Source organism: Arthrobacter sp. E1SS-5, assembly GCF_057073715.1.
Map to the genome: position 1 here is coordinate 4,337,987 of NZ_CP172703.1, position 14,912 is coordinate 4,352,898.

The following is a 14,912-nucleotide window of genomic DNA, read 5'->3' on the forward strand; positions in this document are numbered from 1 at the left end:
CCCCCAAGGTGTTCTGGGCCGCGGTGACGGCAATTGCTTCGTTTACGGCGTGTAGGCATACTGCACCACCCAGTCCACCTGCACGTGCCCGTCCACATCGGTGGCGGGAAAGGTGCTTGTGGCGTCATCGGCGGTCTCCGCCTGGAGTGTCCATCGCATCGGGGTATGCGGCACGCCCTTAGGTTTGGTGGTCTGGTCCACCAGCTCGTCGTCCAGGAACCACTGGACCAGTCCCGGGCTCCATTCGATCGTGGCAACATGCCACTGGCCGGGCTGGGACGACGAATACTTCTTATCTCCGGGATCAAACTGCATTCCCGTGGACGTGCGCGTCCCCTTGATGGCGGAGTTCCCGTAGAGGGATCCGTCCAGGGCTCCTTCGGGCCAGTCGATTTCCCCCTCATTCCAGTTGTCGCTGGCCGGCCAGAGGAGGAAGGCGATCTTGTAACCGGGGGTGGAGTTATAGCGGAACCTCACCGAATACCGCCCGTACGTCTGGCCGGTATACCCGAACGGAATCACACTGGCCACCCGTGGCCTGCTGTTCGAGTAATGGAGGTGGAAATCGAGGTAGCCATCGTGGACCGAAAGGACATCGTCCGGGGTGTACGTGCCGTAGCCCGAGGAATCGGAGAACCCCGAATACCCGCGCATGTCCGGCCCGTACACCTGCCCCACGGCGCCCAGCGGGGCCGGGACGTCGAAGTCCTGGACCATGGTCTGCCGCCACGAAGGAAGATCCCCCCTGGGCGCATCGGTGACGTTGGACGAGTCACCATGGAGGGCCAGCAAGGCGGCCCCGACAATGGACAACGACGTTACCGTGACGACCGACACCTGGTACATCCGCCCGCTATTTTCCCCAGTCAGCACGGGTAACCTCGTAGATCCTCACCGACTTGTTCTCAAAGACCAGGTCGCTGCCCCTTGCCACGTCCAAATCGTGCTCAAGGGGTACCAGGACATCCTTGGGGAACTGCCGGAGAACGCCTGTGGAGGTCCGCTGCTGCAGGTCCGACACCACTACGAAGACCCGGTCTGAGGGCCGCATCTTCGCCGCTGCCCTGGTCTTGTCGACGTAGGCGAGCATGTCATCCCCGGTGAACGGCTGGGCCGTGTTGTGCAGCTTTGTGGCAACCGAAACCAGCTGGCCGCTGCGGAGGTAGAACGAGTAGTGCGAGCCGACCAGGAGCGGCAAGTGGTAGTTCGTCTCCACTACCGCATCGCCCTTTTGGACATTCGAGTCCAGCCAGCGGCTTGCCGATACATCGGCCGCCGGCACCCGGACGTTGGCTTCGTTCTGGAAGTACACGGTGGTGAACATGATGGCCATGACTGAGATCGCGGACGCGGCACCCACCACTGCCTTCCTGCCCGGAAGCTTGCCGGACCAGAACAGCCAGGCGGCACCGATGGCAAGCCAGGGAAGGGCAAACATAAAGACCCGGAGCCTGCCCTCTCCGCCGTAGGACGTTCCGAACAGGCCAATGATCGGCGTTGCCGCAAACGTGCCCACGATCAAGGTGGTGCGGACGTTGCCGCGAAGGAAGTTGCGGATGAATCCCAGCCCCGCAAGCAGGGCGGTGAACAGGGACAACGCCAGGGCCTCCCGTGCCAGCCACCGCCCGGAGAGGAGGGACGGGCCCGGTGCCCCGCTGGCGGCTTTGTAGCCGGCATTGGCAAAGATATCGAAGCTGTTGAGCAGGCCGTACTTGTCCTTCACGAACTCGGCGTTCGGAAGAAGGTAGAGCAAGGCCATCATCAGCAGTGCCGGCGCCACCCAGGCCGGTTTGAAGTAGCGCACCAGGAAGAGGGGAAGCAGCCCCAGGATGGCCAGGTAGGGCGTCAACTGGTGGCTCATGACGATCATCGCCTGCAGAACCAGGACCGCCACGATTGCCAGCGCCTGCTGCCGGCCGGTGTAGGTTTTGACCTCCTCAGGCTCCGGCGCAGACCTGGAAAACCGGTTGGCGAGCCTGTCCTCAAGCCTTTGAACCCAGCCGGCCGGGGTGCCGCGGAGGAACGTGAGGATCACCAGGCACATGGTCAGGTGCAGGGTGTAGGCAAACGCCTGCGGTGAGTAGTAATTCTGGTTCAGCCAGTTGGAGAGCGCGAAAACCAGCGCACTGGTCCAGTAAATCCGCGGATTCTTTGTCAAGGTCCGGGCGATGGCAAGCACCAGGGCCACGTTCATCAGGGCAAACACGGGCTCGGCCCAGCCGGCGTAGGACAGGGCGTCCTTGTAGCCGCTCGATTCCCCCAGGAACGCACTGAACAGAAAGAATCCGGGCCAGCGGTTGTAAATGTCAATGTTTGGATCGAACTGGCCGGTGGTCTGGATGAGGTCCGTCACTGCTATGTGCTTGTACGTCCAGGGCAGGCGGGGCACGTCGGTCAGCAGGCCGGCGGAGGAGTAGAGGATGACCACCAGTCCGGTGATTGAAGCTCCGGGGAGCCACCCGGAGTGCGCGCCCGGCCGGGCAACGCTCCAGATGCACAGTGCGACAACGAGGGCCAGCGAAATGTACCAGGTGGCGGGGAAGGCTGTCAGGAGGCCATAGTCCCCCAGGTGGTGGTTTGTGGACTCCAGTGTGGCTGCCCACAGGACCATGGCAGCCAGGAGGACCAGCCAGGGCGCATAGGTGGCAAGCTGCGGACGCGGCAGCCGGGCAGGAGCCTGCCAGGCAGTGCGTGGCCCGGGGATCAGCAGGACGGCCACGGACACAAGCAGGATTCCGACGGCGGCGGGCCGGGGATTCCAGAGCTGGAGCCAGCCCATTACTGCGGCAATCAGTGCGAAAGCGGTTGCGCCGGCGACGACCGTGAAGACGAAGCGGGCAACGGGATCCACATGGCGCAGCCACCGGACCAGCGCCCACCCGGGGACGGCAAGGCATACCAGGAGTTTGGCTCCGGCCAGGGATTCGCCACCGGCATCGAACAGGATCAGGACCGCCGTCAATGCACCCAGCAGGGCCAGGGCGTACTCCGGGTAGCCTGGCCTGCGCCGGAGCGAAGTGCGGGAGTGCATCGGGCCTGACACGTCATCCCTGATAAGAAGCGCCATACTGTTTCAACTCCTGGATGTTGCTTTTGCCGCCGGCGGAGCGGGCCTCCGCGATCAGCACCTGTGGACTGTTGTCTTAGCTGCTTGCCCTAGCTGCCTGCAGCCCTGCGCGACTGCAGATATTTGTAGGGTCCGAAGGCCACAGCCAACAGCTGCAGCCAGACGAGCCTGGAGACCTGGGCCTCGAGGGAGCTGTGCACCGGGGGTCCCTGGAGGGCGGGCTGGGTGGGCTGTGGGCGGCGGTTCAGGAACTCGAGCCCAACCCCCCAGCTCCTGGCAAGTGCCAGCCGTGCAGTACGGGGGTCCATCATCACCTTGGTCATCCACGCCCCGAGGCCATTGCCGTAGCCCCGGGCCTGAACGCGCAGGTCTTCCAGCCCGTCACGGTGGCGGTGCCACACGATGGCGGCCGGCTGGACCACCAGCGCGTGCCCCTCGAGGATGACCCGGGTGAACATGTCGATGTCCTCGCCGCCGCCCGTGGGAGTGCCTACACCCAGGGCGGGATCAAAACCGCCGAGGCGCAGGGCGGCCTGGCGCCTCAGTGCGAAGTTGGCACCCGTCCCGAATGCTCCCGGGCTGAAGGGGAACTTGGCCAGTGCAGCGGGCGGGTTTGCCAGTGAGTAGACCTGCGGGACCAGGCTCCGTGACCAGCTGACCTTCGAGTCGAAGTAGCCCTGGGCCGGAGTGCGGAGCTCTCCGGCCGGGACCAGGCCCGTCACGCAGGCCGCTCCGGGCACCGCTTCAAAGGCCGCGGCGATTTCCCGCAGCCAGGACCTGTCCACCACAACGTCGTCATCGGTAAAAGCCACGAGGTCGCCCGTGGCATGGCGAAGGCCGGTATTCCTGGCGTGGGAGAGGCCTGGAACAGGTTCCGTTACCAGCCGTATCCGCTGGTCCCGGAACTCCTGGCGCACCAGTTCCTCCGTGGCCCGAGTTGCCGGTGCGTTGTCCACCACCACCACGTCGAACCGCGGGTAGTCCAGGGCCAGGATTGTCATCAAGGCCCCGCGCAGCTGCTGGGTACGGTCCCTGGTGCACACCACCACGGTGATGTGCGGGACGGTCACAGCCGGCGGGAATGATGGGACCGGCGGCAGGGCCGCCAGGGCTTCCTCGAAGACAGCCCGATCCACGATTCCCGCCGGCGACGGCACATCGACAAATCCCCGCACAGCCCCCGACGCGCGCACCAGCAGCCGTGCCCGTTCGTATCCAGCATGGTTCTCCAGTTCAAAGCGCGAACAGTCCGCGAGGTCTTCCAGATCCACGGACCCGATCCACCTCGCCCCCGGCCAGGCCGGCGGCAACGGGGACTCCATGGCGGGCACCAGGATCAGTGCCTCGCCCCGGAGCTCCTCAAGCACTTGGCTCGCGCCCTCGCTCATTGCACTTCCCTCCACTGCCCGCCGGTTACAACCAGGACCTGGTCCTCTTCTTCCGGCCCGGTCCAGTGCTGGAGCCGGCGCCCGCGGAAGTACCCGGCAGCGGTGCAGGCCAGGACGGCGATGACGGCACCGGCACGGCCCAGCCCGTCGGGGCTGCCGTCCCGTCCCCACGATGTGAGGCCGGTGAACACCGCCCGCGGGAGCACGCTGCGGACATAACGGCGTTCCGGGCCGAGTGCGCGTTTGTGGCCCACCAGCTGGCTGACCTGCGCTTTGGACAATCCCTCGGACCAGGACCTGGACATCATGTAGCGCCAGGTTCCGCGGGATGCGGGAACGTGATGGCGCACCAGGGCCGCGGGTTCGTAGACAATGCGCGAGCCCGGTGAGCCCATCCGTGAGCGGATGCAGATCTCGGTCTCCTCGCAGCCCAGCGGCATGGTGCCCCTGCGGCCCAGTGACTGGTTGAAGCCGCCCACCTGCCGCAGCACCTCCAGCCGGAAGGACATGTTGGCACCAATGACGTTGCGGACTTCCGACGCCACCCGGGGCAGCCCGCGGTGGCTGCACCCGACGATCCAGTCCAGCTCCTCAGCGAAGTACCCGGGGCGGCCGGACTCCCACAGCGGGACCACCTTTCCGCCCACCCCCAGCACGTCCGGATCGTCGTACAGCGCAACGAGTCGCTCAAGCCAATCCGGCGCCGCCTCGGCGTCGTCGTCAAGGAAGGCGACGATGTCCGACTCGGCGAGCCCAACGCCCGTATTGCGGGCCCCGGACAACCCCGGCAGGCCTGTGCTCTCAACTACCGTGACGTCGTCGACGATCTCGATGAGCCGCTCGTAGAGGTCCTCGTTGTGGTCGATGACCACCAGGATCTGGTCCGGGGCGAGGGTCTGGTTGCGGACTGATTCGATGACGTCCAGCAGCATGCCCCACCGCTCCGAGGTGTAGGCGCAGATCACCACTGACACGGACAGGGGTTTGGCACGGTCAAGCATGCTGGCCCACCGCCGCTGCAACAAGGGCTTCCTGCTTCACGGCCGGGGCGAGGACGCTGTGCGGGTCCACGGGGAGCCTGGGGAAGCGGACATTGGAGTAGGTGTACTTCACGCGGCGGAGTGCTTCCGGGCGGGCTCCTGCCGTGGGTGCCTCCCAAAGGGTGCATTCCCGGGCCAGCGTGTGCAGGACGCGCCAGCCGTCGCGGAATGTCTGGAGGTTGGACGCCCCCGAAATCCGGTCCAGCTCCAGGCTGGGGACCTCGGCGATCCGCAGGCCTCCCCTGGCCGCCCGGACAATGAGTTCGGTTTCGATTTCGAAGCCGTCGGACTGCAGCTCCAGCACCTCCAGGCACTCCCGCCGGAAGGCGATGTACCCGTAGCAGAGGTCCGAGTAATTGCTGTGCAGCACAGCGTTCGCAAGTCCGGTCAACGCCCGGTTGCCGGCCTTCCGGAGCCGGGTCAGGTCTTCCGACCCGCCGCCGGTGACGTGCCGTGAGCCCTTCACGAAATCGAAATCATGCTGGAGCGGTGCGACGAACCACCCGATCTCCTGGGGGTCCATGCTCCCGTCAGCGTCCAGCATCACGATGATGTCCCCCGTCGCCGCCGCGAAGCCGGCACGGAGAGCCACACCTTTCCCTTTGCGGGTTTCGTTAACCACCACCACGTCAGGGCGCAGCGCCTTGGCCACTTCAACAGTGTTGTCCTGCGAGCGGCCGTCCACAATGATCACCTCATCCACATAGGCGGGCATCCGGCGGAGAACCCAGGGGAGGTTTTTTTCCTCATTCAGCGTGGGAATGACCACGCTGATCGAGGCCTGTGCAGATAAGAGTCCCGGCTCGGAAAACAGAGCTGGAAGTTGGGGCGAAATCGACAATTGCCTCACCACTTCATGACAGTTCGGATTCTTGACAATGCCGCCGGCCGTTGTGGCGGCGGCACCAACGCTTAATCCGGTCATGGTCTGGTCGCTGTCCCCCAGCAACCCATCGCCAATCCTCTGGCCGTTCCGGAAGACTATCCCCTACCTAATCCGGGTATCACGAGTAGTAGGTACTCGCTTTTCACCTGGGGTTTACCCCCTGTTAGGCAAGTAAAGGGGTAGCTTGCGGCGGAATTCATTAGGTATAGGGGATCGCGAAGGCGCAAAAAGCGTTAGGTAGGGGATAGGGAAAAACCCCTTTTTAGGTATGGCAACGGCATTGCCCCCGTAGGAGTGCGGGCATACGCTTCTCGGTACTTGGGGGCGGAGAGCTCATTGTGACTGGGCCAACGGGCAGACGTTCCCCGATTGATTCCCAAGCCCCAGGAGTTCCCTTATGAAGCTCAGACGCAGACATTTCTTTAGCCGGACGGGCCAGGCCCTCACCGTCGCACTGGTTCTTGCAGCCTCCATCCTCGGCCTGCCCGGGCCGGCCGTGGCCGACACCGTGTACGGTACCCAAGGCATGGCCTACTCGGGGGTTTCCAACCCGCCAACGTCGGACAAGCCGCAAAGCAAGCTGTGGTGGAATGACGGGTCCTGGTGGGCCGACATGTGGAAGTCCGGAACGGGGTGGAGCATTTACCGGCTGGACCGGACTTCCAAGACCTGGGTGGACACCGGGGTGGTCAACGACACCAGGGCCAGCACGCTGGCGGACACGATGTGGGACGGATCCCATCTCTACATCGCTTCCCACGTAGTGACCATCACTGGCGATGGCACCCCAAAGCCCTCACTTTCAAACTCGCCGGCCAAGCTCTACCGGTACAGCTACGCCGGCGGCAAGTACACGCTGGACAGCGGCTTCCCCACCACCATCACCAATAATTCCAGTGAATCCATGACGATCGACAAGGACACCACCGGCCGGGTCTGGGCGACCTGGACGCAGGTGGGCGGGAATTCAACGTCGGGGTACACCAACACGGTGTACATGAATGCCGCCACCAACAGCGGTGCCTCCTGGGGGACGCCCTTCGTCCTTCCCGTCAGCAACCCGAACCCTGCCCCGGACGACATCTCAGCAGTGGTCGCCTTCGGCAACGGACAAATCGGGGTGATGTGGAGCGACCACAAGGCAAACACCGTCTGGTGGGCCACCCATAAGGACTCAGATGCTGCCAATGCGTCCTGGAAGCTGCAGCCCGCACTGCGTGGCAACGGCCAGTCCGATGACCATCTGAACCTCAAGACCCTGCAGGCCGATACCACCGGCCGGGTCTTCGCGGCGGTCAAGACAAGCCTGAACGACATCTCAAGCGACAAGACCCTGCCCCAGGAGATCCTCCTGGTCTTCAAGCCGGGCACGGGAGCTTTCACGCAGTCCACCATCGCCAAGACCGGCGACTGCGTATCCCGCCCGCAGATCATCCTGGATACCCAGAACAACCTGGTGCGGGCGTTCCACACTGCCCCACCAACCTCGGTCTCAGGCTGTGCCTACTCCGGCGTCGCGGGCAGCATCTATGAGAAGACCGCGTCCATGGACAATCCTGTTTTCGGCTCCGGCCGCGGGACGCCCATCATGCAGGCGGCGTCGTCGTCGAACATCAACGACGTGACCACCAGCAAGCAGAGCGTGAACAACTCCACCGGGCTGGTGGTCATGGCCAGCGACAACGTGGCCAAGCGCTACTGGTTCTCGGACCGTGCCCTGGGCAGCACGCCGCCGCCAACGGGCCAGGCGCCGGTAGCCTCGTTCACCGCCAACCCGACGTCCGGCGCTGCGCCGCTGAACGTCACGTTCACCGATACGTCCACCAACACGCCTACGTCCTGGGCGTGGAACTTCGGTGACGGCGGAACGTCCACCGCGCAGAACCCCACCCACTCATACACGGCGGCAGGGACGTACACGGCCAAGCTGACGGCGACCAACAGCAGCGGGTCCTCCTCCGCCAGCACCACCATCACTGTGGGCACGGCACCGCCGCCCGCAACCGGCGGCATCACGGTGGTGAATTCCAGCACCGCAAACTCCGGGACCGCTGTGACCACGGCGTCGCTGGCGGTACCCTCGGGCACCGCAGCCGGTGATGTCCTGGTGGCCTCCATCACCACGGACCTCAACCCCAACCTGACGGCACCGGCAGGCTGGACAACCATGGTGAATGCGAAGTCCATCAACAGCACGTCAACCTCCGGGGCACGGGCGTTCGCCTACTACAAGGTGGTGGGTGCCGGGGATCCGGGAACGTACAACTGGATCCTCAGCACCGCTGCCAAGTGGGGCGGGGGAATCACCGCCTACCGCGGCGTCAACAACACCACGCCGCTGGACAGCTCCGTGGTCACTGCCGCTGACACCAGCTACTCAGCCACCAGCATCACGGTGGGCAGCATCACCACTGCCACCAACGGCGCGATGTTGATTGGCGGCGTGGCATGCGACTGCAGCTCCCCTGTAGTCACACCCCCGTCGGGCTGGACCGAACGCTGGGAGGCTGCGGCCGGCCAAATCGCCGAGCAGGCGGACAAGCCGCAGCCGACGGCGGGCGCCAGCGGAACAGCCACCTGGACCTTGAGTGCCGCCAGGGCCGTTGCCGCCTGGCGGGCAGCCCTTAAGCCTGCGGCCTAGTGGAAGCGCATAACTGAATAGACAACTGAATAGATAACTGAATACAGGAGCGGCTCCGGCCCGCCACTACGGCGGACCGGAGCCGCTCCTATTGTGCAGGGCGCGCGCAGAGGCTGGCTCAACCAACCGGGCCACTCAACGAACAATGGAAAACTGATCCGTGAATGTGTAGCCGGCCGCGGGGACAAAGCGGGCATCCAGCCGGGCCTCGGTAATCGACACCTCCAGCGTCCCCAGCGCAGGATCCTTGTTTACCCCGGACCACGCAGCAAAATAGCCTGCCTCAGGATCATCCGCCTGGACCTTGTGCCCTCCCAGCCCGCCGGTGCCGACGCCCGCAAAGACCGTGCCCTTTCCCTGCGTCACCGGGCCCTCGGCGTCGGAAATGCAGGACTCCTCGGTCCGGCCGGGAGTAATCCAGGCGCACTCGCCGCCCACCGCCAGCTGGTGGCTGCGCTGGTACACGTGCTCGTGCGCCGTCAGCACAAGGTCAACGTTCTTGCTGACCAGGAGGTTGGTGATCTCCTGCCCCGCGACGCAGCCATATTTGCCCAGGCTGAAGCAGGGTGCATGCATGGCCACCACGGTCCAGCGGATGCCGGCGGCACGGGCACCGTCGATGGCGTGCTCAGTCCATTTCCAGCGATCGCTCCCACCGGAATAGTCCAGTTCCCTGCCGTCCTGGAACTCCAAACCGGGCGAAATCAGGATGATCCGGGCCAGCGGGCGCTCCTGCGGCACGTCCACGTACCACTGGACGCCATACTCGCCCTGGAGGCCGGACAGCCTGTTGGGCAGGCACCGGGCAAAGTTGGCGATCAGGCCGTCGTGGCCGTCACTTTCGTGGTTCCCCGTGATCAGTTGAAAGGGAAAATCCGGGCCGAGCTTCCTGGCCACCATGCGGCAAAAGTCCTGCTCAGCGCCTGCCTTGTAGGAGAAGTCACCCAAGGCCACGTTGAAGTCCGGTTTGAGGCGGGCCACCACGTCCAGCACCTGCCGCGCCCCCGGCCCCATCCCCAGGTCACCGGACGCCGTGAAGCGCACGCTCCCGGAATTCGGGACCGGCTGCTCCTGGCAGCCGGAAAGGCCAAGGCAAGCTGCTGCCAGAAGGCCTGCGGTGCGGAAGCGCCAGCGACCAGTATTCATGACCCATTCCGTCGGTCGAACCATGCCCCGGCCCGGGTGTTCTAGAGCATAACGGGCGGGGAGCCCGGATGACGAGGGGGTTCCCGCCCCTGCCACAAAACCCCCGGCCTTGAGCAAGCGCAGGCGTCAATCTTGATGAAATCCAGCGGTAACCATGTGGTGTGGCTGCTGGTTGCGGGGCTATATTCGCATGTACCGGCAGGATCCGCACTGGGGAGCGGATGCTGAGGCATGAAATCGGTTGTGCAGGAAGCGGTCTCCTTCTTCGACGAATTGGGGACGCGATGCCACTCATCGGCCGAAACAAAGAACTGGACCGCATACTGTCTGTCATCCGCGGTCCCAAAGACGCCGCACTGGCGGTGATTGGCCACAGGGGCACTGGTAAATCGGCACTTTTGTCGGAGATTCCCACGCTCTCCGATTACCGGACGGTTTTCATGGGCGCCACTGCCGCCGAGTCGGAATGGCCGCTGTCCGGACTCACCGCGCTCCTTAACGATATGGACGATCCGGTCCTGAACGGGATCGCCGATGAGGTGCTGCGGGACACGGCCGGGGCAATGGGCGTGCCGGCTGTTTCCAGCATGCTGCTGAACGGGCTGCACCAGCGCTCGTCATCGCGCACCGTCATCGTGATTGACGACGCCGACCACATGGATGCCGGCAGCCAGGCAGTAATCGGCTTCATGGCCAGGCGATTGACAGGAACGGACATTGTCCTGATTGTCGGGGTGCGGGAAGACTTCCCGGAAAGCCCCTTCAGCGGCCTGTCAGCCCTAAGGCTGGGCCCGCTCAGCTACAGCAACACGGTGCGGATGCTGGAGAGCATCCCCGCCAAAAGGACCACGACGGCGGCCGCCCACGCGGTTGCCGCAGCGACAGGCGGCAACCCGCTCGCCGCCGTCGACCTTTACGAACGACTCCTGGAGCGGCACGCCGAGGGCAAGTACGCGCTGCCCGTCCCGCTGCCCTCCAAGGGCAGCTTTGACGCAGAGTACGCATCCGCGGTTGGCGCACTGACTCCCGGCGCCCGCAGCGTCCTGGACCTGTTGGCGCTTTCCTACCGCAGCGACATTTCCACGATCGAGAATATCGACCGCGACGTCTGGACCAGCGTGGATGAGCTGCTTGCTGCGGGCCTGGTAAAACGTTCCGGTCCGCACTTGGGGATCGGCGACCAGCTGCTCCGGGGATATGTGTTCACTGCCATGACGCCTGCGGTGCGCACCGCCAACCACCGTGCCCTCGCGGAAGCAGCGACGGACACGGATCCCTATGCCCGCAGGTGGCACCTAAGCTTCACCGCCCTGGAGCGGCAAACCCCCTTCCAGCTGCTCCGGCACGCCGTGGACCTGATCCGGGGCGGCGAAGTGGCCTTCGCGGTGGAGTACATCGAACGCGCACTCACCATCAACCCGTGGGAAGCGGAAACGGCGGCGCGCCTGACCAGCGTGGCGGAACTGCTCTTCAACCGGGGCGAGTTCGTGTACGCGCGCCGCTACCTCGAATGGGCACAGCGGGTAACCCGGAACCCCGCACTGATCCTGCGGCTGACCGGGCTGTCGTTCGAAATCCAGTTCGCCCAGGGGGCCGCCGTGCGTTCGAGCATGGTGCTGCGGCTGGTCAAGGAGTTCGGCCAGCACGATCCCGCGTATTCCGCCAGCCTGCTGGCCATCGGCGCCCTGTACTACGCCGAACGGTGGGAACTGCAGGAAGCCTCGGACCTCCTGCGCCAGGGCGCTGCGTTCCGCGGGTCGGCCTCCGCCCAATGCCTTGGCATTGCCGAGCGCGCCAAGCTGTTAATCGAATCCATCAGCGGCAACACGGCCAACCTCGGACGAAAGTACGAAGGAGCCGGTACCGCCAGGATTGCCGGCCTCCTGATGCACGGCCGCGCCCTCACCTACGCCGAGCACTACGAGAACGCCCACGAAGCTTTTGCGCTGCTTCAAAGTTCAGCCGAAGCGGGCCACGTCAACTGGCAGGAGACCGCGGCCTTCATGGCAGTGGACAACGAAATCCGGGCGGGCAACGTACGTTCGGCAGTCCGGCTGATCGACGAACTCGAGCTTTCCGATCCTGAGCTCAAGTACCACCGCGGAATGCGGCTCCTCTTCCGGGTATGGCGGGCACACTCACTTGGTGACGACGCCCAGGCCCGTTCCTTTGCAGCCGAGGCCCTCCGGTACGCGGGCGCGGACAGCCATCCTGCCATCACCGCACAACTTGCCGCCTGCCAGGGACATTTTGCGCTGCTGCGCGGTGACCTGGCGGAGTCGGTGGCCCAGTTGTCCCGGGCCGCGGAGATCGGTATGCGCTTTGGCAACCCCACCCTCCTGCGCTGTGAGGCGGACCTGGTGGAGGTACTCATCCGCCTGGGCCGGCACCACGAGGCCACGCAGGCGCTCCTGCGCCTCGAAAGCCGTTCCGTGGGGCTGCGGTCGCCGTGGCTGATGATGGCTGTGGCCCGCAGCCGCGCCATGCTTGCCGACGGTGAGCAATCGCTTCAGCTTTTCAACCAGGCCCTCGAAGGCAGGAACGGGCACACCCTGGAACGGGCACGGACCCTGATGTGCTACGCGGAGCGGTTGCATGCTTTTGGCCGGCTGCGCGACGCGCGGGATGCGCTGCTCCGGGCCAAGGTCATGTTTGACGAGGCCGGGGCGGATGCCTGGACGCAGCACGTGGACGCCCTCCTCCTGGACGAACGGATGGAGCCTGTGCGCCCGCAGGGCAACCCGGCCATGCTTTTGCTCGCCGACCACGAACGCGCTCTGGCCAAGATGGTGGCCCGCGGCATGCGGAACAAGGAAATTGCGGCCACTCTGTATGTCTCTGTACGGACGGTCGAAGTACGCCTCACCGCCATCTACCGCAAGCTCGGTGTCGAGTCCCGTGCGCAGCTGACCGCCCTCGCAACAGGCAAGGGCGCCACGGCTGCCGAGCCGTACGTCCTGCCCGTCCTATAGGCCAAAAGTCCTGCAATTTGCAGGTACCCGCAGGATCCACATCCTTCCTTCGCGGTACCCACAAAGGACCTTCCCCCTCCCCGCCATACCCGTCATTCCGAGGCTAGTTTTACTTCACGGCCAAGGACAGACGGCTATGCCGGAAAGGGGCACCATGGCTGAAATACCACTCGCTAAAGCACGGCCCGCCGCATTCGACTGGACTGTTGCACCCGTTGCCGCACAGCGGAAACAGGCAACCCGGACGGTGGCGGCGGAGGCTGCAGGAACCGGGTTCCCGCTGTTGCCGGCTGCCCGGCCCGCCACGGCACCAAAAGCCCGGAACCGAAAGGCATCGGCAGCCTGGATCTCCCGGCATGTGAATCTCTTGAGGGGCGCGGACGCCGGAGTGGTCGCGGCCGCCGTGTACGCCGGCTTCCTTCTCTCCGAAGACGGATTCTCCCCGGTTGGCCCCAGGGACGGCGGAGCGGCAGTCGCCTCCACCGCCCTGGCTGTCTGCTGGCTGGCGGCTCTGGAGGCCTACCGCACCAGGGACCTCAAGGTGCTGGGCATCGGCGCCGACGAATACAAGCGGGTAGCCTCGGCCACCCTGCGGATCTTCGGCCTGATGGCCCTGGCCGCGGTGGTGTTCTCCATCCACGGTGCCACCGCCTTCGTCACCGTTTCCCTGCCGCTGGGCCTGGTGGCCCTGACCGGAAACCGCTGGGCGTTCCGCCGCCGGCTCGCTGCCGAGAAGATCAAGGGCCGGCACCTTTCGCGGGCTGTGGTGGTGGGCGAGCCGGAGGACGTCCGCTATGTGGTGCAGCAGGTGGGCCGGAAGTCCGGAGCGGTCTACGAAATCCTCGGTGCCTGCCTCCCCGGGGCACGGCGCGGAGCGGGCCTTCGGGTGGATGGGCGCACCGTGCCGGTGCTTTCGTCCACGGACGCCATCGCCCGGACCGTCCGGCTGGTCGATGCCGATTCCGTCATCGTGGCAGGGCCCCTTCCGGGCGGAAACAAGTTCATCCGGGAGCTGGGGTGGAAACTTGAGGAGTCCTCCACCGAGCTGATCCTGGCGGCAACCCTGACCAACGTGGCCGGCCCGCGGATCCACTGGCGCCCCGTGGAGGGCCTGCCGCTGATGCATGTGGACATCCCGCAGTACGGGGGCGCAAAGCACGCCTTGAAGCGGGTCATGGATGTCACTGCTGCGCTGGCAGCGCTCCTGGTGCTCTCTCCAGTGCTCCTGGTGCTCGCCTTGATCGTCCGGCTGGACAGCCCTGGGCCGGTCTTTTTCCGGCAGGACCGGATCGGCAAGGACGGCCAGGTGTTCGGGATGTTCAAGTTCCGGTCCATGGTGGTCGACGCCGAAGAGCGGCTGGCCGTCCTGAACCAGCAGAACCAGGGAGCCGGGGTGCTCTTCAAGATGAAGGACGACCCACGGGTGACACGCTGCGGACGATGGATGCGCAGATACTCCCTGGACGAATTTCCCCAGCTCTGGAACGTGGTGCTGGGCGATATGAGCATGGTGGGGCCGCGGCCGCCGCTGGACCGGGAGGTCAGCGGCTATGAGCGCCATACCCGCCGGAGGCTCCTGATCAAGCCGGGCATCACAGGCCTCTGGCAGATCAACGGACGCTCCGACCTTCCCTGGGAGGAAGCAGTCCGTCTTGACCTCTACTACGTCGAAAACTGGTCCCTTGCCGGGGACCTCCTGATTCTCTGGCGCACGTTCCGGGCCGTGGTCCGGCCGTCGGGCGCCTACTAGCAAATTCACGAAAATGGGAAGA

General features: G+C 65.2%; 9 protein-coding genes. 3 read left to right on the forward strand and 6 right to left on the reverse strand.

Going from position 1 to position 14,912, the window contains the following annotated elements; genetic code table 11:
• Positions 1–42: 42 nt before the first annotated feature.
• From ACIGJD_RS20235 to ACIGJD_RS20255, 5 genes are all read right to left on the reverse strand, one after another.
• Positions 43–846 carry a glycoside hydrolase family 16 protein gene (locus ACIGJD_RS20235; protein WP_483687692.1) on the reverse strand — a complete coding sequence of 268 codons (804 nt, stop codon included), beginning with the start codon at positions 844–846 and terminating at the stop codon, positions 43–45.
• 7 nt (positions 847–853) lie between these two features.
• Positions 854–3,067: a hypothetical protein gene (locus tag ACIGJD_RS20240; RefSeq protein ID WP_483687693.1), complete on the reverse strand. Its 2,214-nt coding sequence runs from the start codon at positions 3,065–3,067 to the stop codon at positions 854–856.
• 89 nt (positions 3,068–3,156) lie between these two features.
• Positions 3,157–4,455: a glycosyltransferase family 2 protein gene (locus ACIGJD_RS20245; protein WP_483687694.1), complete on the reverse strand. Its 1,299-nt coding sequence runs from the start codon at positions 4,453–4,455 to the stop codon at positions 3,157–3,159.
• Positions 4,452–5,456 (reverse strand): glycosyltransferase family 2 protein, encoded by a 1,005-nt coding sequence (locus ACIGJD_RS20250; RefSeq protein ID WP_483687695.1) that lies wholly within the window; start codon positions 5,454–5,456, stop codon positions 4,452–4,454. Before ACIGJD_RS20250 ends, ACIGJD_RS20245 begins: the two co-directional genes overlap by 4 nt.
• Positions 5,449–6,348 (reverse strand): glycosyltransferase family 2 protein, encoded by a 900-nt coding sequence (locus tag ACIGJD_RS20255; RefSeq protein WP_483687696.1) that lies wholly within the window; start codon positions 6,346–6,348, stop codon positions 5,449–5,451. The genes ACIGJD_RS20250 and ACIGJD_RS20255 overlap by 8 nt, the downstream gene beginning before the upstream one ends.
• Positions 6,349–6,778: 430 nt before the next feature.
• On the opposite strand from ACIGJD_RS20255, the gene ACIGJD_RS20260 reads away from it, so the two are divergent.
• Positions 6,779–9,022, forward strand: coding sequence for a PKD domain-containing protein (locus tag ACIGJD_RS20260; protein WP_483687697.1), 2,244 nt, complete (start codon positions 6,779–6,781; stop codon positions 9,020–9,022).
• A 135-nt stretch (positions 9,023–9,157) separates the two neighbouring features.
• Here ACIGJD_RS20260 and ACIGJD_RS20265 read toward each other — a convergent pair whose 3' ends face one another.
• Positions 9,158–10,168 carry a metallophosphoesterase family protein gene (locus ACIGJD_RS20265; RefSeq protein WP_483687698.1) on the reverse strand — a complete coding sequence of 337 codons (1,011 nt, stop codon included), beginning with the start codon at positions 10,166–10,168 and terminating at the stop codon, positions 9,158–9,160.
• A 284-nt stretch (positions 10,169–10,452) separates the two neighbouring features.
• On the opposite strand from ACIGJD_RS20265, the gene ACIGJD_RS20270 reads away from it, so the two are divergent.
• Together ACIGJD_RS20270 and ACIGJD_RS20275 are read left to right on the forward strand one after the other, a co-directional pair.
• The gene (locus ACIGJD_RS20270; protein ID WP_483687699.1) at positions 10,453–13,140 is read left to right on the forward strand and encodes a helix-turn-helix transcriptional regulator; all 2,688 of its coding nucleotides are present in this window, start codon (positions 10,453–10,455) and stop codon (positions 13,138–13,140) included.
• Positions 13,141–13,294: 154 nt separating this feature from the next.
• On the forward strand, positions 13,295–14,890 hold the full coding sequence (locus tag ACIGJD_RS20275; protein ID WP_483687700.1) for a sugar transferase: 1,596 nt from the start codon (positions 13,295–13,297) through the stop codon (positions 14,888–14,890).
• The last annotated feature ends 22 nt before the right edge of the window (positions 14,891–14,912 follow it).

Excerpts from the sequence above, each read along its gene's own strand:
- ACIGJD_RS20235 (WP_483687692.1), bottom strand. The coding sequence starts at position 846 with ATGTACCAGGTGTCGGTCGTCACGGTAACGTCGTTGTCCATTGTCGGG.
- ACIGJD_RS20240 (WP_483687693.1), bottom strand. The coding sequence starts at position 3,067 with ATGGCGCTTCTTATCAGGGATGACGTGTCAGGCCCGATGCACTCCCGC.
- ACIGJD_RS20245 (WP_483687694.1), bottom strand. The coding sequence starts at position 4,455 with ATGAGCGAGGGCGCGAGCCAAGTGCTTGAGGAGCTCCGGGGCGAGGCA.
- ACIGJD_RS20250 (WP_483687695.1), bottom strand. The coding sequence starts at position 5,456 with ATGCTTGACCGTGCCAAACCCCTGTCCGTGTCAGTGGTGATCTGCGCC.
- ACIGJD_RS20260 (WP_483687697.1), top strand. The coding sequence starts at position 6,779 with ATGAAGCTCAGACGCAGACATTTCTTTAGCCGGACGGGCCAGGCCCTC.
- ACIGJD_RS20265 (WP_483687698.1), bottom strand. The coding sequence starts at position 10,168 with ATGAATACTGGTCGCTGGCGCTTCCGCACCGCAGGCCTTCTGGCAGCA.
- ACIGJD_RS20270 (WP_483687699.1), top strand. The coding sequence starts at position 10,453 with ATGCCACTCATCGGCCGAAACAAAGAACTGGACCGCATACTGTCTGTC.
- ACIGJD_RS20275 (WP_483687700.1), top strand. The coding sequence starts at position 13,295 with ATGGCTGAAATACCACTCGCTAAAGCACGGCCCGCCGCATTCGACTGG.